This window comes from Streptomyces sp. NPDC060000, assembly GCF_042737375.1.
Classification (GTDB): domain Bacteria; phylum Actinomycetota; class Actinomycetes; order Streptomycetales; family Streptomycetaceae; genus Streptomyces.
Genome location: NZ_JBHWUU010000058.1, coordinates 34,476 through 58,735, shown reverse-complemented (window position 1 = coordinate 58,735; position 24,260 = coordinate 34,476). Strand labels below are relative to the sequence as shown.

The 24,260-nt window shown below is 69.7% G+C and carries 18 protein-coding genes; 10 read left to right on the top strand and 8 right to left on the bottom strand.

The annotated features are described in order from the left end of the window. Positions 1-226: 226 nt before the first annotated feature. From ACFWBB_RS27875 to ACFWBB_RS27865, 3 genes are all read right to left on the bottom strand, one after another. Positions 227-1,012 carry a hypothetical protein gene (locus tag ACFWBB_RS27875; RefSeq protein WP_385277783.1) on the bottom strand — a complete coding sequence of 262 codons (786 nt, stop codon included), beginning with the start codon at positions 1,010-1,012 and terminating at the stop codon, positions 227-229. A gap of 216 nt (positions 1,013-1,228) precedes the next feature. Continuing rightward, positions 1,229-2,347, bottom strand: a complete 1,119-nt coding sequence (locus ACFWBB_RS27870) for a Yip1 family protein (protein WP_385277781.1) — start codon at positions 2,345-2,347, stop codon at positions 1,229-1,231. Positions 2,348-2,600: 253 nt separating this feature from the next. Continuing rightward, positions 2,601-4,892, bottom strand: coding sequence for a heterodisulfide reductase-related iron-sulfur binding cluster (locus tag ACFWBB_RS27865; protein ID WP_385277780.1), 2,292 nt, complete (start codon positions 4,890-4,892; stop codon positions 2,601-2,603). 252 nt (positions 4,893-5,144) lie between these two features. Here ACFWBB_RS27865 and ACFWBB_RS27860 point away from each other — a divergent pair, with 252 nt between their 5' ends. The 5 genes from ACFWBB_RS27860 to ACFWBB_RS27840 all read left to right on the top strand — a co-directional run bounded on the left by ACFWBB_RS27860 (position 5,145) and on the right by ACFWBB_RS27840 (position 10,673). Beyond that, entirely contained in the window at positions 5,145-6,413 is a 1,269-nt protein-coding gene (locus ACFWBB_RS27860; RefSeq protein ID WP_385277778.1) for an MraY family glycosyltransferase, read from the top strand. A 95-nt stretch (positions 6,414-6,508) separates the two neighbouring features. Then, positions 6,509-8,347 (top strand): molecular chaperone DnaK, encoded by a 1,839-nt coding sequence (dnaK, locus tag ACFWBB_RS27855; RefSeq protein WP_385277776.1) that lies wholly within the window; start codon positions 6,509-6,511, stop codon positions 8,345-8,347. Continuing rightward, a complete protein-coding gene (gene grpE / locus ACFWBB_RS27850; protein ID WP_385277774.1) occupies positions 8,344-9,003 on the top strand; it encodes a nucleotide exchange factor GrpE in 660 nt (219 codons plus the stop codon). The genes dnaK and grpE overlap by 4 nt, the downstream gene beginning before the upstream one ends. A 39-nt stretch (positions 9,004-9,042) precedes the next feature. Further along, positions 9,043-10,215 (top strand): molecular chaperone DnaJ, encoded by a 1,173-nt coding sequence (gene dnaJ / locus ACFWBB_RS27845; RefSeq protein ID WP_385277772.1) that lies wholly within the window; start codon positions 9,043-9,045, stop codon positions 10,213-10,215. Between the two features lie 5 nt (positions 10,216-10,220). Continuing rightward, positions 10,221-10,673 carry a heat shock protein transcriptional repressor HspR gene (locus ACFWBB_RS27840; RefSeq protein WP_385277770.1) on the top strand — a complete coding sequence of 151 codons (453 nt, stop codon included), beginning with the start codon at positions 10,221-10,223 and terminating at the stop codon, positions 10,671-10,673. A gap of 155 nt (positions 10,674-10,828) precedes the next feature. Here the strand turns inward: ACFWBB_RS27840 and ACFWBB_RS27835 are convergent, their stop codons facing one another. Next, on the bottom strand, positions 10,829-13,828 hold the full coding sequence (locus ACFWBB_RS27835) for a hypothetical protein (RefSeq protein WP_385277768.1): 3,000 nt from the start codon (positions 13,826-13,828) through the stop codon (positions 10,829-10,831). Positions 13,829-13,928: 100 nt separating this feature from the next. On the opposite strand from ACFWBB_RS27835, the gene ACFWBB_RS27830 reads away from it, so the two are divergent. Next, a complete protein-coding gene (locus ACFWBB_RS27830; RefSeq protein WP_385277766.1) occupies positions 13,929-14,462 on the top strand; it encodes a hypothetical protein in 534 nt (177 codons plus the stop codon). Positions 14,463-14,516: 54 nt separating this feature from the next. On the opposite strand, the gene ACFWBB_RS27825 is transcribed toward ACFWBB_RS27830, so the two are convergent. Together ACFWBB_RS27825 and ACFWBB_RS27820 are read right to left on the bottom strand one after the other, a co-directional pair. Then, entirely contained in the window at positions 14,517-16,706 is a 2,190-nt protein-coding gene (locus tag ACFWBB_RS27825) for a hypothetical protein (RefSeq protein ID WP_385277764.1), read from the bottom strand. 19 nt (positions 16,707-16,725) lie between these two features. Next, positions 16,726-17,655, bottom strand: coding sequence for a M48 family metalloprotease (locus ACFWBB_RS27820; protein WP_385277762.1), 930 nt, complete (start codon positions 17,653-17,655; stop codon positions 16,726-16,728). A 21-nt stretch (positions 17,656-17,676) separates the two neighbouring features. Here ACFWBB_RS27820 and ACFWBB_RS27815 point away from each other — a divergent pair, with 21 nt between their 5' ends. The 4 genes from ACFWBB_RS27815 to ACFWBB_RS27800 all read left to right on the top strand — a co-directional run bounded on the left by ACFWBB_RS27815 (position 17,677) and on the right by ACFWBB_RS27800 (position 23,467). After that, a complete protein-coding gene (locus ACFWBB_RS27815; protein WP_385277760.1) occupies positions 17,677-18,183 on the top strand; it encodes a hypothetical protein in 507 nt (168 codons plus the stop codon). Positions 18,184-18,645: 462 nt separating this feature from the next. Continuing rightward, a complete protein-coding gene (locus ACFWBB_RS27810; RefSeq protein ID WP_385277758.1) occupies positions 18,646-21,429 on the top strand; it encodes an ATP-binding protein in 2,784 nt (927 codons plus the stop codon). Beyond that, positions 21,426-23,207: a C2 family cysteine protease gene (locus ACFWBB_RS27805; RefSeq protein WP_385277756.1), complete on the top strand. Its 1,782-nt coding sequence runs from the start codon at positions 21,426-21,428 to the stop codon at positions 23,205-23,207. The genes ACFWBB_RS27810 and ACFWBB_RS27805 overlap by 4 nt, the downstream gene beginning before the upstream one ends. Then, positions 23,204-23,467: a DUF6406 domain-containing protein gene (locus ACFWBB_RS27800; protein WP_385277754.1), complete on the top strand. Its 264-nt coding sequence runs from the start codon at positions 23,204-23,206 to the stop codon at positions 23,465-23,467. The genes ACFWBB_RS27805 and ACFWBB_RS27800 overlap by 4 nt, the downstream gene beginning before the upstream one ends. 66 nt (positions 23,468-23,533) lie before the next feature. Here ACFWBB_RS27800 and ACFWBB_RS27795 read toward each other — a convergent pair whose 3' ends face one another. Continuing rightward, on the bottom strand, positions 23,534-24,106 hold the full coding sequence (locus tag ACFWBB_RS27795; protein ID WP_385277752.1) for a hypothetical protein: 573 nt from the start codon (positions 24,104-24,106) through the stop codon (positions 23,534-23,536). Next, entirely contained in the window at positions 24,103-24,243 is a 141-nt protein-coding gene (locus ACFWBB_RS27790; RefSeq protein ID WP_385277750.1) for a DUF397 domain-containing protein, read from the bottom strand. The genes ACFWBB_RS27795 and ACFWBB_RS27790 overlap by 4 nt, the downstream gene beginning before the upstream one ends. Positions 24,244-24,260: the final 17 nt, after the last annotated feature.

Below are 24,260 nucleotides of genomic sequence, written 5' to 3'. Positions count from 1 at the left end.
CATGGCGAGGGGCCGCGTGGATCTGCCTCCGGCCCTCCGTGCCCTGCCCCCTCGCCGCGTGTGGCGCGGCGAGGCGGGGCTCGGTCGTCTCCTGGATCGGGACGACCAGCCCCCGCCCCGCCCCGACCCGCCTCGAACGTGCCTCTGCGTCACGGCGGCGTGGTGTGACCGCGTCAGCCCGTTGCCTCAGCCCGTTGCCCCGTCAGTCCGTTGCCCCGTCAGTCCGTCATCGCACTCGGCGTACCTTCACGCCGTCCCGCTCGAAGTCGTAGACGTAGTCGTTGAGCCGGAGGCCGTCGACCGCGCCGATCCACATGAAGTCCCGTACCTTGCTCACGGCGACCGTGTAGACGGTCGGCCTGGCGTGGCGGGAGGTGAATGCAGCCCTCAGCGCGGTGAAGGTGCACGGGTGGGCCGGGGTGCAGCCTGTCGCGGTGCCCGCACTGCCCGTCAGGAACCATCCGCCGGTCCTCGTGGCGTCGAGGAACGGGCTCCAGGCGTTGGTGACCGGGGACGCGCCGGGCAGCCACACCAGCGTGGAGTAGTCGTTGGTGGCGTTCAGGTTCGGGTCGATCTCGAACCTGATGTTCGGCATGTTCCTCGGCCCCCCGTAGCGGACGTTCGCGCGTGTCTGGAACACGTGGAAACCGATGCGCCGCAGCCCCAGCAACGACTTGCCGACGAAGTCCACCTCGTTGCCGAAGTCGACCTTCTCGATCACTGACGGGGTCACCCCCGGCGCGTTGCCCACCGCCTCGATGCCCAGGCTGCCTCGACCGTACGGCGGCCTCGCGGCGGTGCCTGCCACGTCGTACGAGCCGAAGGGCCCGTTGCGCAGTTCGGCGACGGGAGAGCCGATCGTGTGGCGGGGGATCACGCCCCAGTGGTCCGAGTGGGCCTGGTCGTCGTCGGTGCCGGCGAATGCCGATCCCGGAAGGATCGTGGCGATGAGGGCGACCAGCAGGGCCGCCACGAGCACCGTTCCCCGTCTCACGCCAAAGCGAGCTTTCACGCGTACTCCTGATGGAAGATTGAAGAGAGCCGTCACACTATCTGACGCTCTGTAGCCATGACCGTCCGACATGCGGTATATATGACGCATTCATTCGGCCTGGACGCGCTATGTCTCACCTAGGGTGACTGTTCGAGGTGGTCGCGTGGTCGCACGACAAAGGACCCCCGGCGCTCGATTCGCCGAGGGTCCTACGGGTTGTCCGCCAGGTGCCGGCTAGAACGTGCCCAGCTTCACGATCGACAGCAGTGCGATCAGCTGGATCGACGACGCGCCCAGCGCCTTCGGCCACGGCAGGTCGTGGGAGCGGCTGACCATCAGGGTCAGGAGGGCGCCGGCCGCCACCCAGGTCGCCCAGCCCAGCAGCTGTACGAACGACGCGTCGCCGCCGAAGAACATCGCGACGACCAGGCGTGGGGCGTCCGTGAGCGACATGATCAGCATGGAGAGGCCGACCGTGGGCTGCCAGGCGCCGTCGCCGCCCAGCTGGCGGGCCAGGGTGTGGGTGACCACGCCCAGGATGAACGAGCTCAGCGCCATCGCGACGGCCGTCGTGAGGACGATCGGGATCGCGTTGGAGAGCGTCGCGTTGATCGCGTCCTCGCGCGCGCCGTCGAAGCCGAAGACCGCGAGCAGGCCGTAGAGGAACGTGACGACGAGGGCGGGGCCCCACATCGTGTAGTCCCGCATCTGGAGGAAGGTCTGCCTGGGGGTGAGGACGATGCCCTTCAGCAGTTCCTTCCAGTGCAGGCGCGGACCGATCGGGCCCGCCGGCGCCGAACCGGCGTGGTACGTACCACCCTGGTTGTACTGGTCGTACTGGTTGTGGTCGTCGATGGAGAAGGCCTGGGTGTGACCCGGGTTGTTCGCGGCGTACGGGTCGTGCGGGGCACCCCCAGGGCCGCCGGGACCACCGGGGCCGCCCGGAGCGCCGTACGGGGCGTCGCCGCCGAAGTACTCCGGCTCCTCGCCGTTCTGTCCGCCGTACCCGCCGCCGTTCGCCTGGGGCCACTGGCCGCCGCCCGCGCCCGTGCCGCCGTACTGCGGCCGCTGTTGCGGGTACGGCTGCTGGGCCGACGGGTAGCCGTACGACGGCCCCGAGGGTCCTGACGCACCGGAGGGCCCCGGCGCACCCGACGGTCCAGAGGACCTCGACGGTCCCTGGGGCGCCTGCTGCCCGTACGGAGGGTGTTGCGGTCGCGCTTGCGGGGCACGGTTGTCCCGGCCGCCGCGTCCGATCCTGAATCCAGCCACGTCTTCGAACGTACCTGGTCCCGCAGAGTGACGTACCCGTGCCTGCCGTCCGGGTACGGCTTTGCTGCTGAGCTGTGACATCCCCTAAGGGGAGTAACGGGGCGGGATTCGATGGTCCGTCAGGGGAGCGTCATCAGGGATGTAGGGGTTGCAGCCCCAGCCGTTCGTAGGGGGCTGTAGGGGGCCGTAAGGGTTGTAGGGGTTGTAGGGGTTGTAGTGGGTGCAAGGGTGGGAGGCGGCGTGGGACGGCGACGCCCCCGGGTCCGGGTGGGGACACGGGGGCGTCGGTACGGCGTTCGTACGGCGTCCGTACAGCGTGGTTCGGCCGTTCGGGCTACTTCACCGGCTGGGGCTCCGGCTCGCTCTCGGTCTCCGCCTCGCCCGCCGGGGGCTCGTCGGCGGCCGGGGTCTTGACCGACTCCAGCAGGAGCTGGGAGACGTCGACGACCTGGATGGACTCCTTGGCCTTGCCGTCGTTCTTCTTGCCGTTGACCGAGTCGGTCAGCATGACGAGGCAGAACGGGCAGGCCGTGGAGACGATGTCGGGGTTGAGGGAGAGGGCTTCGTCGACGCGCTCGTTGTTGATGCGCTTGCCGATCCGCTCCTCCATCCACATCCGCGCGCCACCGGCGCCGCAGCAGAAGCCGCGCTCCTTGTGGCGGTGCATCTCCTCGTTGCGCAGACCCGGGACGCTGGCGATGATCTCGCGCGGGGGCGTGTAGATCTTGTTGTGGCGGCCCAGGTAGCAGGGGTCGTGGTAGGTGATGATCCCTTCGACCGGGGTCACCGGGATCAGCTTGCCCTCGTCCACCAGGTGCTGGAGCAGCTGGGTGTGGTGGATGACCTCGTAGTCACCGCCGAGCTGCGGGTACTCGTTGCCGATCGTGTTGAGGCAGTGCGGGCAGGTCGCGACGATCTTCTTCGCCGACCTGGGCTTCTTCGACTCGGGCGTGACGTTGCCCTCGTCGTCCGTCTCCTCGCCGAAGGCCATGTTCAGCGCGGCGACGTTCTCCATGCCGAGTTCCTGGAACAGGGGCTCGTTGCCCAGTCGGCGGGCGGAGTCACCGGTGCACTTCTCGTCGCCGCCCATGATCGCGAACTTCACGCCCGCGATGTGCAGCAGCTCGGCGAAGGCCTTGGTGGTCTTCTTCGCGCGGTCCTCGAGGGCGCCGGCGCAGCCGACCCAGTACAGGTACTCGACCTCGGTGAGGTCCTCGATGTCACGGCCGACGACCGGGATCTCGAAGTCCACCTCCTTGGTCCACTCCAGGCGCTGCTTCTTCGCCAGGCCCCAGGGGTTGCCCTTCTTCTCCAGGTTCTTGAGCATCGTGCCCGCCTCGGACGGGAACGCCGACTCGATCATCACCTGGTAGCGGCGCATGTCGACGATGTGGTCGACGTGCTCGATGTCGACCGGGCACTGCTCGACGCAGGCGCCGCAGGTGGTGCAGGACCACAGGACGTCCGGGTCGATGACGCCGTTCTCCTCGGCGGTGCCGATGAGCGGGCGCTCGGCCTCGGCCAGCGCGGCCGCGGGCACGTCCTTGAGCTGCTCCTCGGACGCCTTCTCCTCGCCCTCCATCGACTTGCCGCCGCCGGCCAGCAGGTAGGGGGCCTTGGCGTGCGCGTGGTCGCGCAGCGACATGATCAGCAGCTTGGGGGAGAGGGGCTTGCCGGTGTTCCAGGCGGGGCACTGCGACTGGCAGCGGCCGCACTCGGTGCACGTGGAGAAGTCCAGCAGGCCCTTCCAGGAGAACTGCTCGACCTGGGAGACGCCGAAGACGTCGTCGTCGCCGGGGTCGGTGAAGTCGATCGGCTTACCGCCGGACGTCATCGGCTGGAGGCCGCCCAGGGCGGTGGCGCCGTCGGCGTTGCGCTTGAACCAGATGTTCGGGAACGCCAGGAAGCGGTGCCAGGCCACGCCCATGTTCGTGTTGAGCGAGACCACGATCATCCAGATGAACGACGTCCCGATCTTGATCATCGCGACGAGGTAGACCAGGTTCTGGAGCGCGGTGACGCTCAGCCCCTTGAAGGCCAGCACGAGCGGGTACGAGGCGAAGTAGCCGGCCTCGTAGTGATCCACGTGGTGCAGCGCGCCCTCGAGGCCCCGCAGGGTGTAGATGGCGAGGCCGATGGTGAGGATGACGTACTCGACGAAGTAGGCCTGGCCGGCCTTGGAGCCGGCGAAGCGGGACTTGCGGCCGGCGCGGGAGGGCAGGTTCAGCAGCCGGATCGCCATGAGGACGGCGATGCCCAGGATCGTCATCACGCCGATGAACTCGATGTAGAGCTCGAACGGCAGGAAGTCGCCGACGAACGGCAGGACCCAGTCGGCCTCGAAGAGCTGGCCGAAGGCCTGGGCGAGGGTCGGTGGCAGTGTCAGGAAGCCGATGGCCACGAACCAGTGGGCGAAGCCCACGATGCCCCAGCGGTTCATCCGCGTGTGGCCGAGAAACTCCCGCACCAGTGTCACGCTGCGCGCGTAGGGGTTGTCTGTCCGGGCTCCTGCGGGCAGCGGCTGTCCCAGCTTGAAGTACCGGACGAACTGGCCGATGGCACGCGCGATCAGCGCGACGCCGACCGCGGTCAGAAGCAGCGACACGATGATCGCGGCGAGTTGCATTCGGGGGCTCCTCGGGCCTGCGAGGGAAATTACTAAGCGGTAACTTATGCAGTCCGTTTGAGACTACCCCGTATTCTCCGCCGCACTGTAGCGGGATGCGGAGTGATCTCAGTCGCTCAGGGTTGCCTCAGGATCCGATCGGTTCGGGTCACTTGCGGGCCGGCTCCATGACTGGGGGCCAAGGGTGGCTTGGTCGTAAACTCGGCCGTGTTATTCGTACCAAATTGGTACATTTATGACTAATTTATATCCGTGCTCTACGGGATCGTCGCCGCCATCACCGCCCTGTTCCTCGCCGCCGTCCTGGCCGCGCTGCTGCGTGTGCCCGCCCTGCGTCTGGGGCTGCTCGACCGACGGCAGCGGCAGCGACGGGTGCCTCTGTTCGGGGGTGCCGCCGTGGTGCTCGCCACCTGTCTCGTGGCCGTCGCCGGGGACTGGACGGGCATCGCCCCGCTCGGGGACGGCATCGAGGTGCTGCTCACCGCGGGGGGCGCCGTGGCCGCGCTGGGGCTCGTGGCGGACGTATGGCGGCTGAACGCGCGGTTCCTGGTGATCGGTACGGCCCTCGCGGCCGCCTTCGTGGTGCCGTACGGCGACACCGGGGTGATCGCGGGAGTCGCGGGCGTCGGCTGGATCACCTTCGTCGCCCTCGCCTTCCGGTCGCTCGACCACGCCGACGGGGTGGCCGGGACCGTCGGGGTGGTCACGGCCTTCGGGGTGGCCGCCTGCGCCGCCGTCGAGGTGATGGACGGGCTGGCGGTGCTGCTGAGCGTGTTCGCCGCCGCGCTGACCGGGTTCCTGATGCACAACTGGCCGCCCGCGCGTGTCGCCCTCGGGGCGTGCGGGTCGCTCTTCGCCGGCTTCCTGCTCGCCGCGGCCGCCGTGACCGCCCGCGCGGGACACGATCCCGTCGTCGGCGCGGGCGTGCTGCTCGCGCTCACCGCGGTCGCCGGGGCCGACGTCGTCCTGGTCGTGCTGTCGCGGCGGCTGGCCCGGCGGCCGCTGCTGCGCTGCGGGTCCGACCATCTCGCCCACCGGCTGCGGCGGCTCGGGCTCACGGCCCAGGGGGTGACCGTCCTGCTCGGTGTCGCGGCCTTCGCCGCGGTGCTCGTCGGGGTGTTGGTGCACTCCGGGTGGATGGATGTACGGGCGGTGTTGTGGGTGGCCGGCGGGGCACTCGTCGTCGTGTTCGGTCTGCTGCGGGTCGCGGTGTACGGCCCGACGCGCGCGCGTGGCCGTCGCCCCGGACGGGCTGGACGCACGCCACGCGCGCGTGGCCCTCGCGGGGCCCGTACGGCCGGAGTTGCCCGCGGGGCCGGTGGTGGCGCCGGCGGGACCTTCGGGGCTGGTGGACATCAGGAGGGTCGTCCCGCGCCGCGTCCCGGGGCGGGTTCCGCGCCCGTGTACGCGCCCCGGCGTCAACCTGAGGACCATGCGCACCACCCCGAATCCTCGGATCGGCGGGCCGGGCGCTCCGTATCTCCGCAGGTCAACGCTTCCTTGCGCGTAAGGAACGGATAAGAGTTGAGTGAGTTGGACTCAGGTCTGTTGACCGCACGGTGAGTGTCGTGCACACTTGAGTCCGTTCCACTCAAGTCAGCTGGAGGAAGATCACCATGGCACGTGCGGTCGGCATCGACCTGGGCACCACCAACTCCGTCGTAAGTGTTCTGGAGGGCGGCGAGCCCACCGTCATCACCAACGCCGAGGGTGCCAGGACCACGCCGTCCGTCGTCGCCTTCGCCAAGAACGGTGAAGTGCTCGTCGGCGAGGTGGCAAAGCGCCAGGCAGTCACGAACGTGGACCGGACCATCCGCTCGGTGAAGCGTCACATGGGCACGGACTGGTCGATCGAGCTCGACGGGAAGAACTTCAACCCGCAGCAGATGAGCGCGTTCATCCTGCAGAAGCTCAAGCGCGACGCGGAGGCCTACCTGGGCGAGAAGGTGGCCGACGCGGTCATCACCGTCCCGGCGTACTTCAACGACTCCGAGCGTCAGGCGACGAAGGAAGCCGGTGAGATCGCCGGTCTCAACGTCCTTCGCATCGTCAACGAGCCCACCGCGGCCGCGCTCGCGTACGGCCTCGACAAGGACGACCAGACGATCCTCGTCTTCGACCTCGGTGGCGGCACCTTCGACGTGTCCCTCCTGGAGATCGGTGACGGCGTCGTCGAGGTGAAGGCCACCAACGGCGACAACCACCTCGGTGGTGACGACTGGGACCAGCGTGTCGTCGACTACCTGGTGCAGCAGTTCAAGGCCGGCCACGGTGTGGACCTCGCCAAGGACAAGATGGCGCTCCAGCGTCTGCGCGAGGCCGCCGAGAAGGCGAAGATCGAGCTGTCCTCGTCCACCGAGACCTCGATCAACCTGCCCTACATCACGGCGTCCGCCGAGGGCCCGCTGCACCTGGACGAGAAGCTCACGCGCGCCCAGTTCCAGCAGCTGACGGCCGACCTGCTGGAGCGCTGCAAGACGCCGTTCCACAACGTCATCAAGGACGCCGGCATCAACCTCTCCGAGATCGACCACGTCGTTCTCGTCGGTGGTTCGACCCGGATGCCCGCCGTCGCCGAGCTCGTCAGGGAGCTGACCGGCGGTCAGGACGCCAACAAGGGCGTCAACCCGGACGAGGTCGTCGCCATCGGCGCCGCGCTCCAGGCCGGTGTCCTCAAGGGTGAGGTCAAGGACGTCCTGCTCCTCGACGTGACCCCGCTGTCCCTCGGTATCGAGACCAAGGGCGGCATCATGACCAAGCTGATCGAGCGCAACACGACGATCCCGACGAAGCGTTCGGAGATCTTCACGACGGCCGAGGACAACCAGCCGTCGGTGCAGATCCAGGTCTACCAGGGTGAGCGCGAGATCGCGGCGTACAACAAGAAGCTCGGCATGTTCGAGCTGACCGGTCTGCCGCCGGCCCCGCGTGGCGTCCCGCAGATCGAGGTCGCCTTCGACATCGACGCCAACGGCATCATGCACGTCACGGCCAAGGACCTCGGCACCGGCAAGGAGCAGAAGATGACCGTCACCGGCGGCTCCTCGCTGCCGAAGGACGAGGTCGACCGCATGCGCCAGGAGGCCGAGCAGTACGCGGACGAGGACCACCGTCGTCGCGAGGCCGCCGAGGCCCGCAACCAGGGCGAGCAGCTCGTCTACCAGACGGAGAAGTTCCTCAAGGACAACGAGGACAAGGTCCCGGGCGAGGTCAAGACCGAGGTCGAGGCCGCCGTCGAGGAGCTGAAGGCCGCGCTCAAGGGCGAGGACACCGCCGAGATCCGCACGGCCACCGAGAAGGTCGCCGCGGTCTCGCAGAAGGTCGGCCAGGCCATGTACGCCGACGCCCAGGCCGGTCAGTCCGCCGACGCCCCGCAGGCCGACGCCCCGAAGGCCGACGACGACGTGGTGGACGCCGAGATCGTGGACGACGAGCGCAAGGACGGTGCCGCGTGACGGAGGAGACTCCGGGCTTCGAGGAGAAGCCCGACGTCCCCTCCGGCGCCACCCCTGAAGACGCCGAGCCGAAGACCGCTCCCTCCTCCGCTTCGGCGGCGGGGGCGGCCCCGGCCGGGGACGCGAACCAGACAGCCGGTCTGGTGGCCCAGCTGGACCAGGTGCGCACCGCCCTCGGTGAGCGCACCGCCGACCTCCAGCGCCTCCAGGCCGAGTACCAGAACTACCGCCGCCGGGTCGAGCGCGACCGGATCGCGGTCAAGGAGATCGCCATCGCGAACCTCCTGACCGAACTCCTGCCCGTACTCGACGACATCGGCCGCGCGCGGGAACACGGCGAGTTCGTCGGCGGCTTCAAGTCGGTGGGCGAATCGCTGGAGACCGTCGCGGCGAAGATGGGCCTCCAGCAGTTCGGCAAGGAGGGCGAGCCCTTCGACCCGACGATCCACGAAGCCCTGATGCACAGCTACGCGCCCGACGTCACCGAAACGACGTGCGTGGCGATTCTCCAGCCCGGGTATCGGATCGGCGAGCGCACCATCCGCCCCGCGCGGGTGGCCGTGGCCGAACCGCAGCCCGGTGCGCAGGCGGTGAAGGCCGACGAGGCCGAGGCGGCGGGCGACGACAAGGAGAGCGGTGGCCCGGACGAGGGCTGAGCTCGAGCGGATGATCGGGTGGAAGGAGGGACGTCGAGGATGAGCACCAAGGACTTCGTCGAGAAGGACTTCTACAAGGTCCTCGGCGTCCCCAAGGACGCCACCGAGGCCGAGATCAAGAAGGCGTACCGGAAGCTCGCCCGCGAGTTCCACCCGGACGCCAACAAGGGCAACGCCAAGGCGGAGGAGCGCTTCAAGGAGATCTCCGAGGCGAACGACGTCCTCGGTGACCCCAAGAAGCGCAAGGAGTACGACGAGGCGCGCGCCCTCTTCGGCAACGGCGGCTACCGCCCGGGGCCGGGCGCGGGCGGCTCCTTCAACTTCGACCTGGGCGACCTCTTCGGAGGCGCCCAGGGCGGCGGTGCCCAGGGCGGCTTCGGCGGCGGTATCGGGGACGTCTTCGGCGGCCTGTTCAACCGTGGCGGGCCCGGCACGACCCGTACCCAGCCCCGGCGCGGCCAGGACATCGACACCGAGGTCACCCTGACCTTCGCGGAGGCGATCGAGGGCGCGACGGTCCCGCTGCGCATGTCCTCGCAGGCTCCCTGCAAGGCGTGTTCGGGGACGGGCGACAAGAACGGCACCCCACGGGTGTGCCCGACCTGTGTCGGCACGGGCCAGGTGGCGAGGGGTTCGGGCGGCGGTTTCTCCCTGACCGACCCCTGCCCGGACTGCAAGGGCCGGGGCCTGATCGCCGAGCATCCCTGCCTGGACTGCAAGGGCAGCGGCCGCGCGAAGTCGTCGAGGACCATGCAGGTCCGCATCCCCGCGGGGGTGACGGACAGTCAGCGTATCCGGCTGCGCGGCAAGGGCGGCCCGGGCGAGCGCGGCGGCCCGTCGGGCGACCTGTACGTCGTCGTCCACGTCGGCGCGCATCCGGTGTTCGGCCGCAAGGAGGACAACCTGACGGTGACCGTGCCGGTGACGTTCACCGAGGCGGCGCTCGGCGGCGAGATCAGGGTGCCGACGCTCGGTGGACCGTCCCTGACCTTGAAGCTTCCCCCCGGCACGCCCAACGGCCGCACCATGCGGGCGCGGGGCAAGGGCGCGGTCCGCAAGGACGGCACCCGCGGCGACCTGTTGGTCACCGTCGAGGTGAGTGTTCCGAAGGACTTGTCGGGGAAGGCTCGTGACGCGCTGGAGGCGTATCGCGAGGCGACCGCGGGCGAGGACCCGCGGGCGGAGCTGTTCGAGGCCGCGAAGGGAGCTTGAGCGTGATGGACGGCCGTCGGCGTAACCCGTATGAACTGACTCAGGAGACTCCGGTCTACGTCATCTCGGTGGCGGCCCAGCTCTCCGGCCTGCACCCGCAGACGCTGCGTCAGTACGACCGTCTGGGCCTGGTCTCCCCCGACCGCACCGCCGGCCGGGGCCGCCGTTACTCGGCCCGCGACATCGAGCTGCTGCGCACGGTGCAGGCCCTGTCCCAGGACGAGGGCATCAACCTGGCCGGCATCAAGCGGATCATCGAGCTGGAGAACCAGGTGGCCGCGCTCCAGGCGAGGGCCGCGGAGCTGGAGGCCGCGCTGGACGGCGCGGCCACGGCCATGCAGCAGCGGGAGGCAGCCGTGCACGCCTCCTACCGGCGCGACCTGGTGCCGTACCAGGAGGTGCAGCAGACCAGCGCGTTGGTGGTCTGGCGGCCGAAACGGCAGCCGTCCGCCGACTGAGATGAGCCAGGGGAACGGGCCCGGAGTTTCGACTCCGGGCCCCTTCCTGTTCCTGTTCCTGTTCCCGTTCTGGCACTTGCTCCTGCTCCTGCTCCTGCTCCTGCTTCTGCTCCTGCTCTTGCTCCTTGTCCCTCCGGCGTGTCGTCCACGGCCCGTCAGTCGCCCATGTCGACGCCCGGCTCGGGCCGCTCGTGGCCGGGCGGCTGTGGCTGGGGTTCCTGGGCGGGGGCGGGCGGGCGGCCGACGCCGCCCTTGGGTACGCCCAGCTGCCAGAGGTGCGAACCGGAGATGCCCGGGGCGGGGGACGGAGCCGGCCTGGGGGTCTCGGCGGTGGGGGATGGGGCTGTGGCCGGTTCGGGGGCGAGGGCGGTGACGGGCTTCGGACCCCGTTCCGTCGCCTTGGTCTGTTCCGTGGCCTCGGTCTGTTCCGTGGCCTTGGTCTTTTCCGTCGTCTCGGTCCGTTCCGTCGTCTCGGCCTTCTCCTGGGGCGGGGCGGGGTATACGGGGCCTGCGGCCGGTGCTTTCGTCGTCTCCGTCGCCCCCCTGGCCTCCGTCGCCCCCCTGGCCTCCGTCGCCCCCCTGGCCTCTGTCGCTCCCCTTGCCTCCCGCGCCTCCTGCGCCTCCTTCGCCTCCCGTGCTCCCCTCGGCTCCGTCGCTTCCGTCGCTTCCGTCGCTTCCGTCACCTGGCCCAGGTCCGGGCGCTGCCAGCGTTCCGGGACGGTCGACAGTCGTCGTACCGCTTCGGGGTCGCCCGCCGCTGCCGCCGCGACGGCGCGTGCGCGCAGGGCGCTCTGGCGGGCGATCGGGGAGAAGCCGGGGGCCGCGTTGCCGGTCTCGGACGGCAGACCGCGGGCGCCCATCCCGTTCAGCGCGCCCTGAACTCCCGTCTCCGGGGCGAAGATCTCTCGCGGCAGCTGCCAGGAGGCCGCGCCGTCCACGTCGACGCGGTGTTCCCTGCCGTCCACGGTGAAGGTGAGGCCGTAGCCGATGTACTGGTCGTCCTTGTCGAACAGCAGGTCCCCGGAAATCTCCCCGCCCCGGTCGCGCACCTCGTTGGCGAGGACCTGGAGGGCGGGCGGGAGCGGGTTGGTGCGGCCGAGGCTGGAGACGTAGCCGTCGGCCCGGGCCGTCTTCCGTTCCGCGGTGGCCTCGTCCACGTACTCCGCCTGGAACCAGGTCTCGCCGTTCTCGTGCCGGTAGGTCTCTATCGCGCCCACCTCCGCCCGGCCGATCGTCAGACGCGGGTCCTCGCCCGTGCCGTACCGGGCGAGCATCTCCGGGTACTGGACCTGGTGCTGGAGCGCGGCCGGCGGCCTCGAGCCGACGATCGTGACCCGAGCGTCGGGATTCTCCCGCAGGATGATCTCGGCGTTGGCGACCCCGGTGCCGCCGGACCCCGCGATGATCCAGTGCTGGGCGGCGTGCGGGTCGAAACGGTTCTCGGCGACCTCGTCGCCCAGCAGCGCCCGGCCCTCGGCGGCCTCGCGCGCCGCCTCCCACTTCCGGGTCGCGTCGAGGGCGGTGAAGCAGTTGTCCAGGCGGGCGGTGGCATCGGTGTCCAGGCCCGCCGTGAGGGCGTCCTTCAGCGAGGACGACTCCAGGGCGCCGAGCACGGTCCGGGCGTCCGCGCCGCCCCGCTCGGCCTGGGTCAGCCAGGAGCGCAGCTCGCCCGCGCGGGCCACTCCCTGTCCTTCCAGCTCCCGCAGCCGGTCACCGATCAGCCGTACGGCCTCGCTCCGGCTCTCCACCCCGGTCCGGCCGCGCGGCATGCCCGGCACCACGTCCGGCGTGAGGCCGGTCGCGACGCTCGGCGTCCCGTCGCACGCCACCCACAGCGGGGGCCCGCTCTCCTTGCCGTCCTCGGCGAACGCCCTCACCTCGGCGAGGAGTTCACCGTCCCGGCCCAGGCGCAGACGGGCGTGGCCGTTCACCACGTCGCCCTGGGTGGCGAGCTGGTCCTCCCAGACCCGTACCGCGTGGATGGACACCCGGTGCCGGGGGTCGTCGACCGCCGAGTACGGGTCGACGCCCATCCACTGCGCGAGGTCGCGGTCCTGGTCCGCCGACTGCACGATCCCGCTCCCGGGGTCCAGGTGCCAACGGCCCGCCCCGTCCACCAGCAGCGCCTCCGGGTCCCGCCCGGTGAGACTCGCGCCGCCGCCGATCACGACCTTGCGCAACGGGAGTCTTTCTTCGGCGAGCTGCCCCTCCAACGTCTGCACGGTGCGCTCGCTGACCTGGGCGCGGTACTCCGCCCACCGCTCGGCAGCGGGTTCCAGCTCATCGCGGGGGAGCGGCAGCCCGTTCTGGTCGTAGCCCGGCATCGGCATGGTGACTTCACGCCGCCCGATGAACGCCTCGACCTGGCGCTCGGCCCGGAGAGCGGCGTCCCGGGATGCCTGGAGGGCGGTGGCGTCGGCGGGGGGGAGGTTCTCGATGGGGTGGGCGAGGGCGTCGAGAAGACTCACGGAGTCCGTGGAGAGGGAGCCGAACGACACCCGGTACCGGACCCGGGCCGCCCTCTCCTGGGGCCGGAACGCCTCCTCGTCGCTCATGGCGACGGTCGGACGGATGCCGTACGGATCAAGCAGCGCGGAGAACTCCGCACGCGCCTCCAACTGCTGTTGGGGGGAGAGATCGGGGGCTGCGCTACGCGCGGCGAGCCAGTTGAGCTCACCTATGCGGCCTCTGTCCGCTGCGGACAGCTCCTGATCCGAAGGGAGTTGGGCTCCTTCGCGCAGCAGGTCCTCCCGCACCGGAGCCAGACCCTGGGCGGCACGTTCGCGCACGGCCATGAGCTCACCGAGTTCGTGCGCGAGCACCCGGCTCAGCATCTCGGTCGGGAGTCGGTCGGAGACGCGGACCACGTAGTTCTGCGACATCGTGTTCGTCGCCGTGTCGGCGATCGTCCCCCTCACCAGTGGAACGGCGTCCACCCAGACCGTCGCGGACTCCCCCTGGCTGTCCTTCAGTACGAAATACTGACGTCCCTCGCTGGTCCGATCCACGTCAAGGGAGTCCAGCCCGTCTCCGAGGACAGCGGCGGCCACCGAGGCCATGCCGCGCCCTGCGGCCGACACGAGTTCTTCCTGGTGCGCGTGCGGGTACTGAGGCAGTGTGCCCATCGCCGTCCGGGGATTGGCCCAACTGTCCATGTTGATGCCCCTCCCGGGCCCGGTACCTGCTCAAATCGCACAACAGCCCTAGGATCATGTCATGTTGAGAGCCCGCTCCTCGTTGGAAGCGCACCTGTACATGGACTTGCATTTGTGCGAGTGCGGGAGTCCCGACTTCGACCGTCGGCACCGTCTGGAACAGCGCGGTGGCGACATCGTCGCCGTCTACGAGGGCGCCTGCCGAGAGTGCGGCCGCAACCGGAATTTCACCTTCCTGATGGCGGACGAGATTCCACCGCCGCCTCCCGCCTTCGGTGGCCCGGAGCCGTCCGAGATCATCGATCCCGGTGAGTTCGCGGCGGTCGCGTCCGATGTCTCCGCCCGCGCCGGACTCGAGATGCTCAACTCACCCGAGTCCGAGCACCACAAGCACCGCGGCGCGATGGCGTATGCGGTGGCCGCCATCGAGGAGATCCAGAAGTTCATTCCTCCGGGCCAGGAGGCGGTCCCCGCATCCGCCTTCACCTCCGAAGTGGGCAGGGCCCGCTACGAAAAGGATCCGGGGAAGTTCCGCCACGACATTCTGGCGATCGAACTCCGGCTCACGCGGCAGATCCTCGCCGACATCGACACGGTCAGCAGCCCGCCCGGCGGTGCGGCTACCGGGGCATGAGCGCGGCCTTGGTACGCACCTCGGCTTTTCGGAGGCAGTAGAGGTTACTAGAGGTCACCGAAAGCTTCCCGGCTGCTGCCCTGGCCAGCTCGGGGGTGGACCCTGGGTCCAGCCACCACCGGGTTGTTGTGGTTGCCCCTGGGACGGCCACTGCGGTTGCTGGGGCGCGGCGGGCTGGACCGCAGGGGCGTAGGGCTGGTGGGGTGCCGTCTGATGTCCCTGCTGACCCGTGGGTGCGTACGGCTGCTGAGGTGCTGTCGGCTGGGTTGGGGGCACGTACGGCTGCTGAGGGGCGACAGGGTAGGGCTGCTGGAGCCCAGGCGGCTGCGGCGCGGCGATCTGGGCCGCCGCCGGTGCCGGGTCGAACTGCGGGAGAGGTGCCATGCTCACTCGGTCCAGAAGGACGAGGTTCGGGTTGCAGTCGCCGGCGTGTACCTGCACGGCTCCGCCCGGGTGCCGCTCCACCACCAGGAGGCTGAACTCGGCGAGCGCCTGCAGTTGCGTGGGCTCAAGGACGTATTCGTAGACGCGCTGCTGCCCGGTCGCCAGGCTGGTGCTGTCGCTGTCGCCGGTGGTGTGGGTCGTGGACTCGTTGGTGGAGTACGTGAAGCTGGTGGAGGTGCCAGTCGTCTCGCTGTAGCTGCCACCGGAGTTGCTGGAGGAGGACGTCGAGAACGGGTTGTCGCCGCCCTGGTAGCTGGTGGAGCTGCTGCTGCCCCAGTTGCGTCCGCGGGTGGCGGACTCGCTGTACGTCGTTCCCCTGCTGACGGAGGAGCCGATCGTCTTGGCGACGGAGGTGTTGACGGTCCTGCCCTCGGTGTCCGTCAACGAATGCAGGACGAAGGAGTGCTCGCGGCCGATGAAGTCCGCCGCGACATTGGCCTCCTGGTGGTTGCCGAGCTTCATGAAGGCGACCGTACCGCCCCCGATCATCTGCTCCGCCGCGTCCCGCAGGTGCGGGTGCAGCAGCACCAGTTGGGACCCGTGGCGCTCGCAGACCTGCGCCAGCTGTTCGAGGTGGCGCCGCTGCAGGCCCTGCTCGCCGAGGGCCACGAGGACGGACGGCGCGGTCTCCTGGAAGGAGGACAGCCGCCGCATCACGCTCTGGACGGCCAGGTCGGCCAGCAACTCCGTACTCGCCGATCCCGCGCCGAAGTCCAGTGCGAGGCAGGTGAGATAGCCCGGGCCGCGTCCCGCACGGGCGGTACCCAGCCGCTCCAGCGGGTGCACGAAGGACAGCAGGCGGAACAGGCTGTCCCGTACCTGGTCCTTGTTCTTGTCATTGAGCAGGTCGTCCGCGATCCGGTTGCGTTCGTCGCGGCTGAGGCACTTGGTGTCGTCGGCCTCGCCCATCAGGACCCGCAGTCCCGCGCTCAGCCGGGCCAGGGAGACGTCCTCGCCGAGGGCGCCGCACAGCTGGGTGAGGATGCGGGTGTCGACGGCACGCTCGGCCCGGCCCGCCTCGGGGTTGTCCCCGTGGACCGCCTCGACCAGCGCGTGCACCAACTCGTGCGGCGCCAGCCCACCGACGATGCCGCTCTCGGCCATACGGCTTGGCAGTAGCTGTACGTCGACGGGTACTCCGGCGGCCTCGGCGAGGACGGACAGCTCCCGGCACACCAGGGCCTGGGTCAGGTCGACCACGATGACCGGCCGGTCCTGGAGCGTGGAGGTGCCGAAGACGGTGAGGAAGCCCTCGCGGCCGCGCTGGCTGCCGCCGAAGACGTCCAGGCGCCGGGTGTCGGGGCGGATCGGCAGCGACCCCCAGGCGTCGAGGCCGCGGACCCACTGCTCCTGCCGGCCCTCGTGGTCGTGCCGACGCTGGTGCCACATCTGCCAGGAGGACTGGAACCGCTCCTCCAGGGACCCCTGGTGGGCCGCGAGATCACCCGTGGCGGAGTTCAGCTGCTGCGAGGCGAGGGCCATGCGGGCCAGTCCGACGACGATCGCCACGACGCCGAGGACGGCCATGACGGCGCCGACGAAGTAGCTCAGCAGGAAGCAGGCCGCGGCGACACCGCCGCCGATCTTGAGGGCGGAGCCGCGACGGTCCGCGTGGTCGAGCCGGGCGGCCTCCGCTCGGTTCTCGTACCCGACCGCCACCTGCTCCCGCTGCGGTTCGGGCTCGACGAACGGCCGGCGCAGCGACTCGGGGTCGCGGTAGATCCAGCCGAGACGCTGGCCGGAATCGAAGAGGCGCACATAGCGGCCGAGCTGTCCGGCCTCGGTGCTTTCGACAGTCATGGGTGAGGCTCCCGGCCGGTCAGGCGACGAAGGTCTCGAGCGCGCGGATGCGCTGGTGGAGCGGCGGATGTGTGGACATGAGCCGGGCGATCGGGCTCTGCTTGCGAGCCGCGTCGTCATGGCCCTCCGCCTGCCAGCCCGTGAACACGGTGATCAGCAGGGGTCCGTATCCGAGCCGGCCGGCGAACCGGTCGGCCCGCAGCTCGCCCTGCCGGCCGGCCCAGGCGAGCAGGAACGGGATCGCGTAGAGGGCGACGGCAGGCGGGAAGGCGAGGAAGGTCGCGACGGCGAGGCCGCCGAAGACCAGGGCGAAGATGCCGGCCGCCAGGCAGGAGAGCTCGGCGGTGAAGAAGAACAGGAAACTCATCACGACCTTCAGGACGAGCATGAACACCCGGACCGGCATGGCGTACCAGAAGCCGAGCAGACCGGACCACGCGTGGCCGCCGACGTGGTGGCCCAGCTCGTGGGCCATCACGGCCGCCAACAGCTCGGGCGGCAACTGTCGCATCGACCCGCGCGTCACGCTGACGATGTGCCCGGCGGCGGCGGAGGCGTTGAGCTCGTCCGTGTCCTCCATCCACAGGTCGTACTTGGCGCCCTCGACGCCGGAACGGCGCGTGATGTCGTCCCAGATGGGCTGGAGCACTGCCAGTTCGGCGCCGGTGGGCGGTCGCATCTTGAACCACAGCCGTGCGAGGCCGCGTTCGGTCGGCCGGTGGAACACCAGCGCGCCGGACGCCAGCCAGGCGACGATGAAGACGATGTCCAGGCCGCTCGGCAGTGCCTGCGCGATCAGCCAGATCACCAGCAGACTGCCCAGGAAAAGGGGCACGTTGAGCAGTAGCGTGGTCACGGACGAGGAGTCGGCGCCGCGGTTCACCTGAGGGGTGCCGGGGGCGTACGGCGCGGCCGGGGCGTACTGCGGCTGCTGCTGTGGGTACGACAACTGCGGTGCCTGCTGCGGCGCTTGCTGCGGATACTGCTGCGGGGCGAACGACTGCTGCGACTGCTGCGGGGCGAACGACTGTTGTGGCTGCTGCGGTGCGTACGGGGGCTGTTGTCCGTAGGGAGGCTGCGGCTGCGCGTACGGCGGCTGTTGCGACGGGTACTGCGGCTGCTGCCCCGGCGCGAACTGGGGCGGCTGAGCGACGGGTTGGTACGGCTGCTGGGGCTGCTGCTGGTACTGCGGCTGGGGCGCCGGCGCGGCCTGGTAGGGCGGTTGCTGGTACGGCGGCTGCTGAGCGGGCGCGGCCTGGTACGGCGCGGCCTGGTACGGCTGTTGCTGAGGCGGCGGTGCCTGATATGGCGCCTGCTGCGGCGGGACGGGTTGGCCGGGCGGGACGGGCGGCCCTGGCGGGGTGACGGGGTTCTGGGGCGGGCCGGCCTGGCTGTCGGAATGGCCCGGACCGCCGTACCCGTACGGGTCCTGCGGCTGGCGAGGGTCAACAGGATGGGTCATATGAGTTCGCCCTGAGGGAGATGGGCACCATGAAGGCGCTCACATGTGGACAGGTGAGAAATGACCGTCCCGAGGGCAGCAGAAAAGACGCCTCTGATGATTGGACTCGCCCCCGTGTCCGCCTGAGCGGATGTCAGTCATTGATCAGCAGCCGACACATGGTGCCTGAATCGACTTCCCAAGTCCACCTGATAACACCGAAGGTGACGTCACAGTTGCAAGGCTTGGCCGCGTTCGCCCCTGCCTCTAGGGTGGTCCCGCAAGATCGACAACGGGGGAGACGTTGCCAACCACACTGCTCGCGCAAGAGCCTGCCCGGGTGAAGGGCGCCGCGCGCTTCTTCACGCAGTCGGAAGTGTCGGGCATCTGGGGGTTCATGCCTTTCGTTCCCCAGAGCGAACTCGCCGAGCGGCAGTGGCAGCGGGAACGAGTGGATCGGGCGGATCGGGCCGGACGTACCGAGCGGGCCCAACGCATATGACGGACAGCCCACTCGGCGGCCGTACCTGGCAGCGGTTCGCGAGCCTGGAGGCCGCACTGCTGCGCGAGGTTCCGCGGCAGCGGCCGTCCGAGGACCGGCCCGTCGGCAGCGAGGACGAGCTTCGGGCGCAGCGCCTCGCCGCCCTGGTCTCAGCCCATCACGCACCGCACCCGCACGACCCGGCGGGGGGCGCGGTGCTGGTCGGCTGGGCGCGCCGAGCGGCCGACGGCCCCCTCGACGTCCTGGTCGGCGGCAGTGCCCTGCTGGGCGGCCGGACGGACGAGGCCGACGGGACGGTGTCCCTGCTGCGGCTGCCCGCGGGCGCACGGGGCCGGCGGCAGCCGACGGGTGCGGCCGCTGCCCTGATGGCCGCCTTCCCCTGTTGGAGCGCGGTCGCCGGAGTGACCGACGGCTTGCTGGTCGACGACGAGCCGAGGCCCGCGCGTACGGGAGCGGCTCTCCAGCGGCCCACCCTGGAGGACTGCCTCCTCGGGGTGTGGCAGGAACCGTTCGCCTGGCTGGTGTTCGCCGAACCGGTACCGGCCGCGGAGCTCGACGAACTCACCGGTGACGTGGCCGACGAACGGCGCAGGGCACAGGCCAAGGCGGAGGGCTCGCCCGAGTACGCCATCGCCGCGGCCCGGCTGGAGCGCCGGCACAAGGAGCTGGCCAAGGCGTCGGCCACCGGACTGTGGCGCATACGGCTGCTGGCCGGCGGTCGTACGCCCGAGGAGGCGACCCGGGTGGCGGCCCTGCTGTGCGCCTCGGCGGACCTGGAGGGACTGCCGTACGCGCTGCGCCCGACCGGGCGGGTCGGCGATCTGCCCACAGTTCTCGGCGGCGTTCTGCCCGCCCCGGAGGAGTACCCCTTCCACGCCGGTTCGGACCTGCTGGCGGCACTCGCCCGGCCTCCCGCCCAGGAGATCCCCGGCGTACGGTTCGCCCTGCGCCCGGAGTTCGACGTCACTCCCGAGACCGCGGGCCGTCCGGCGTCGCCCGGGGCCGCTCCCGTCCGGCTCGGCTCGGTCCTCGACCGCAACCGCAGTCCCGTCGGCGACCTCGAACTGACCCGCTCCACCCTCAACCGGCACACGTTCGTGTGCGGGGCGACCGGCGGCGGCAAGTCGCAGACCGTGCGGGGTCTGCTGGAGTCGGCGACGTACGCGGGCATCCCGTGGCTGGTCGTGGAGCCGGCCAAGGCCGAGTACCGCTTCATGTCGGCGCGGCTCGGGGACACGGTGGAGGTCATCGTCATCAAGCCGGGGGATCCGGAGTCGCTCCCGGCCGGCCTGAACCCCCTGGAGCCGTCCGCCTACACGAGCGGCGAGCGCTTCCCGCTCCAGACGCACCTCGACATGGTGCGCGCCCTCTTCCTCGCCTCGTTCGACCCGCAGGAGCCGTTCCCGCAGGTCCTGAGCGCCGCGCTGACGCGCTGCTACGAGGACCTGGGCTGGGACCTGACCCTCGGCGAGCCGACATTCCCCGGCACCGAGCCGCGCTACCCCACGCTCGAGGACCTGGAGCACACGGCCCTCAAGGTCGTCTCGGACATCGGATACGGCAAGGAAGTCGCCGACAACGTCCAGGGCTTCATCAAGATCCGCCTGGCCAGCCTGCGGCTCGGCACGACGGGCCGCTTCCTGGAGGGCGGACGCCCCCTGGACTTCGGCGAGCTGCTGAAACGCAACGTGGTCTTCGAGATCGAGGACGTCGGCGACGACAAGGACAAGGCGTTCCTGATGGGCACGATCCTCATCAGGCTCGTCGAATACCTGCGCATGGAGCAGCGGGTGACCCGCCAACTGTCCTTCCCGCTGCGCCACTTGACCGTCTTCGAGGAGGCGCACCGCCTGCTGCGCCGCGCCGAGGAGGGCGGTGCGAGCGCCCACGCGGTGGAGATGTTCGCGGGCCTGCTGGCCGAGATCCGGGCGTATGGGGAAGGGCTGGTCATCGCGGACCAGATCCCGAGCAAACTGCTGCCCGACGTCATCAAGAACACGGCGGCGAAGGTCGTCCACCGCCTGCCCGCACAGGACGACCGCGAGGCGGTCGGCGCCACGATGAACATCACCCAGGCCCAGTCCGAGTACCTGGTCACCCTGCGCCCGGGCGAGGCGGCCGTCTTCACCGACGGCATGGACTACCCGCTGCTGGTGCGCATGCGCGATGGGACGGACCGCGAGGACGCGGGGGTCGTCCGTCCGGCGTCGGCGGCCGGGATGACCGGGGCGCGCAGTCGTGCGTGCGGTGCCGACTGCTCGACGGCGCCGTGCACGCTGCGCGATCTGCGCAGGGCCCAACGGCTCACAGAACAGGCCGAGGTGCGGATCACGCTGTGGGCGGAGATGGCTGTGGCGGCCCATCTGCTGGGCTGGACGACACCGTTGCCGGGCGAGGCGATGCGACGCGACCTGGAGCCGTACAGGGGACGCCTCCTGGACTGCGCGATCGGCCAGGCCGTGGACGGGGCGGTGCACAGCCGCGTGGGAACTCCCGCGGACCCGGGCGCGCTCGCCGAGCATGTGGCTGCGATGATGCGCGCCCAGCTGGAGGGGCAGGACCCGTGCCCGGTGGGCGAGCCGCACTTGAAGGCACGCAAGGGCACGAAGACGCGGGTGTATTACCACGGGCGGTATGCGCCGTCGGTGCTGGAGAAGATCGTCGGGTGTGGGGATCCGTCGGAGGAGTGGGGAAAGCGGTTCTCCTCGACTTTGTCCGGCTTCGAGCGCAAGATCCGGAAGCCCGTTGCGCCCACCCGGCCCGGGGGGGTTCGAGGATGAGCGAGCTGCGTACGGCTGAGAACGGCCAGGATGCGGAGACCGTCGACGGTCCCTCGCCCTGGCGGCGGGGGAACTCCGACGATGCCTTGGGGGCACCCGAGGAGCCCGGGGAGTCAGAGGCGCCCGGGGACCCCGAAGGCGTTGACGAGCCGGAAGAGCCGAAGGACCAGGGAGCACTGAAGGACCAGGGAGAGCTGGCGGGCCTGGACGACCCCGAGGGGCCGGAGGAGCCGGATGATTCGGACCACCTGGAAGGGCCGGACAACCCGGAAGGGCCGGACGGACTGGAAAGCCCGGCCCAGGCGGAAGGCGAAGGCGCGCCGGGGGTTTCAGAGGTCTCGGATGGCCCGGACGCCCCGGACGCCCCGGAGGATCCGGATGACCCGGACGAGCCGGTCGACGCGGACGAGCCGGTCGACCCGGACGGGTTCCACGGGGGTGGAGAGTCCGAAGGCGCGGGTGGGTCCGAGGGGCCGTCCGAAGGGCTCGACGAGGACGAGGTGCCCGAGGAACCGGCGGCGGAGTCGGCCAGCGTGTCCGGCGGTTCCGATGCGGTGTCGTCCGCGGCCGGAGAATCCGCGCCGCCGCGAGAAGTCGAAGATCCTGCCGAAGGTGCCCCGCTTGTGCGGGAGGTCCGGGAAGACAGGTGGGGGCCGGACCGAAGGAGCGAACCCGTCGCCCCTGAAGCCCGTGACAGGGATGATCTGTCGACGGACTCGGGTGAAGTTCCGGATACGGCGGAAGTCCGGGAAACCGACACGGCGGGTGGCTCCGGGCCGCCGAGTGATGGCCTCGTAGCCGAAGCTGATGAACCACCGGCGACCGGGCAATTCCTGGATCGGGTGAAGAGCGCGTTCGGCGGTGGCGACCGGGTGCGGGAGATCTCTGACACGGTGGACAGGCCGGATTTCCAGCTTCCCGGAAGGATGTACGGGCCCGACGCTTACGGGACTCCACTGGACCGGCCTGACGGAACACGTACTCCGCTCTTCGACGGTGTTCCCGGGCGGGAACAGACACAGCAAGGTGCCCTGGGAGACTGCGGGATCATCGCGACACTGGGAGCGGTCGCCGAGCATCGTCCACAGGACATCATGGATCGCGTCAAGGAGAACGAGGATGGAACTTACGAAGTGTCACTCAACGAGGCGAAGAGGGTGGGATCCGGGCGGTTCGAGCCGACGGGTGCCATCGTCAAGTTGACGGTGACCCGTGATCTTCCGGTCTACAGTGAAATGCCCTACACCCCGGCTTTCGCTGATTCCACGAATACAGGAGTCGCATGGGCGCCGATCATGGAGAAAGCGGTCGCGGGGATCGACCAGACGTGGAGCGAGGATCAGGAGGCGACATGGCAGTCGACCCACTCGAAAATGGATGGACTGCCCACCGGCTACACACGGTTGAACGTCGGGACCAAGTCAGGTGACAGAGCCGAGCTGCTTGTGCAGTTGACGGGCGAGCCCGCGCAGGTCTGGGATCTCCCGACCGGGTTCGATCACAGTGGCCGTAACCCGAAGACACAGTTCAGAGAGGACATCGGGGAGAAGCTCGCGGACGGGTGCCCGGTCATCGTCGCGACGCGGTGTCTCAAGAAGGACGAGTCGCCGTTGCCTGGCAAGCTGGTCGATGGTCATGCTTATGAACTGACCGGAATCGACGACCGCGGACGGTTCCTGTTGAGGAATCCGTACAATGCCAGCCACCCGAAACCCTTGACGTTCGATCAACTGAAAGACAGCATCCTTCCGAATTATGTCACCTTGGAGAAAAAGTGACGGTGCAGGAAATTGCGCTCTGGCGCAACATGCAGGCGAACAAAGGGTTTGCCCGGTTTTTCGTCAGGCATCTTTCCGAGCGTGAGGGTCTGTCGCCGCTCGTCGACCTCGTCGTCGTTGTCGACGGCGCCGAGGAAGACCATTCGCTGAAGCCCGGTGACGTGTTCCCGGTTCGCGACCAGGAATGGAAGCTGGAGCGGATCGAGGACCTCGACTCCCCGGCGGGAGACTGGACGGTCGTTCTCACTCGGGTCGAGTGAGAAGGAGAGGGCCGACTCAGGGCAGTTCGTTCAGGCGGGGCTCGAGCGGCTCGGCCGAGCGCAGGATCACCGCTTCTTCGAACAGTTCTCGTTCGACGAGGTGGTCGCGCCAGGGGTAGCGGATGTGCCAGCGGTCGATGACGTACCGCAGGAGGTCGAAGCGCCCGGCCTCGGCGATCGTTGCCGCGGCGGGCACAGGTTCGGCACTCGGCCGAACGGCGTACCCGAAAGGACCGCGCGCACGCGCTCAGCGTCGCTGCTCCAGACGAAGTGCTCGCGCACCAGGCGCGCGTTGAGCGGGGGGTCGTCCTGGGTGAGGAGCGCCGTTTTGTTGGGGGAGAGATCGTCCTCCGGATCAGAGGCCGAGGGGCGCGCACGGAACGTCACGGACAGGTTCGCGCCGCCGCCCCAGACGCCGTGCGCCGTTCCCACGGCGAGGGTGACGCGCATGATGACGAACGGGCCGATGCGCGACTCGGGTAGCCAGTAGGCCATCCGATAGGGGCAGTCGAACTGGGCGCACCATGTGTCCAGCTCCGGTTGCTGCCTGTAGTAGTGGAGGACATTCCTCCAGTTCAGCTCCGACAGACCCCGCAGTTCGGTGACGAATTCCTGCGGAGTGTGGTTCTGAGGGCTCATGGGCGCGCCTTGAGCTGCTGCACGAGGGCGCTCAAGGTCTCCTGGGCAGTGGCCAGGATGACGTCCGGGGTGTCGGAGAGGCACTCGCCTTCGGGGCCTCCGCTGAAGGTCGACTTCCGGCAGCCGAGTTCGTCCATCGGGTCTCCTGGAGGGT

What these genes read in the sequence shown, in the direction of transcription:
- ACFWBB_RS27870 (WP_385277781.1), bottom strand. Translation starts at nt 2,347, where the DNA reads ATGTCACAGCTCAGCAGCAAAGCCGTACCCGGACGGCAGGCACGGGTA.
- ACFWBB_RS27865 (WP_385277780.1), bottom strand. Translation starts at nt 4,892, where the DNA reads ATGCAACTCGCCGCGATCATCGTGTCGCTGCTTCTGACCGCGGTCGGC.
- dnaK (WP_385277776.1), top strand. Translation starts at nt 6,509, where the DNA reads ATGGCACGTGCGGTCGGCATCGACCTGGGCACCACCAACTCCGTCGTA.
- dnaJ (WP_385277772.1), top strand. Translation starts at nt 9,043, where the DNA reads ATGAGCACCAAGGACTTCGTCGAGAAGGACTTCTACAAGGTCCTCGGC.
- ACFWBB_RS27840 (WP_385277770.1), top strand. Translation starts at nt 10,221, where the DNA reads ATGGACGGCCGTCGGCGTAACCCGTATGAACTGACTCAGGAGACTCCG.
- ACFWBB_RS27835 (WP_385277768.1), bottom strand. Translation starts at nt 13,828, where the DNA reads ATGGACAGTTGGGCCAATCCCCGGACGGCGATGGGCACACTGCCTCAG.
- ACFWBB_RS27830 (WP_385277766.1), top strand. Translation starts at nt 13,929, where the DNA reads ATGGACTTGCATTTGTGCGAGTGCGGGAGTCCCGACTTCGACCGTCGG.
- ACFWBB_RS27825 (WP_385277764.1), bottom strand. Translation starts at nt 16,706, where the DNA reads ATGACTGTCGAAAGCACCGAGGCCGGACAGCTCGGCCGCTATGTGCGC.
- ACFWBB_RS27810 (WP_385277758.1), top strand. Translation starts at nt 18,646, where the DNA reads ATGACGGACAGCCCACTCGGCGGCCGTACCTGGCAGCGGTTCGCGAGC.
- ACFWBB_RS27805 (WP_385277756.1), top strand. Translation starts at nt 21,426, where the DNA reads ATGAGCGAGCTGCGTACGGCTGAGAACGGCCAGGATGCGGAGACCGTC.
- ACFWBB_RS27795 (WP_385277752.1), bottom strand. Translation starts at nt 24,106, where the DNA reads ATGAGCCCTCAGAACCACACTCCGCAGGAATTCGTCACCGAACTGCGG.
- ACFWBB_RS27790 (WP_385277750.1), bottom strand. Translation starts at nt 24,243, where the DNA reads ATGGACGAACTCGGCTGCCGGAAGTCGACCTTCAGCGGAGGCCCCGAA.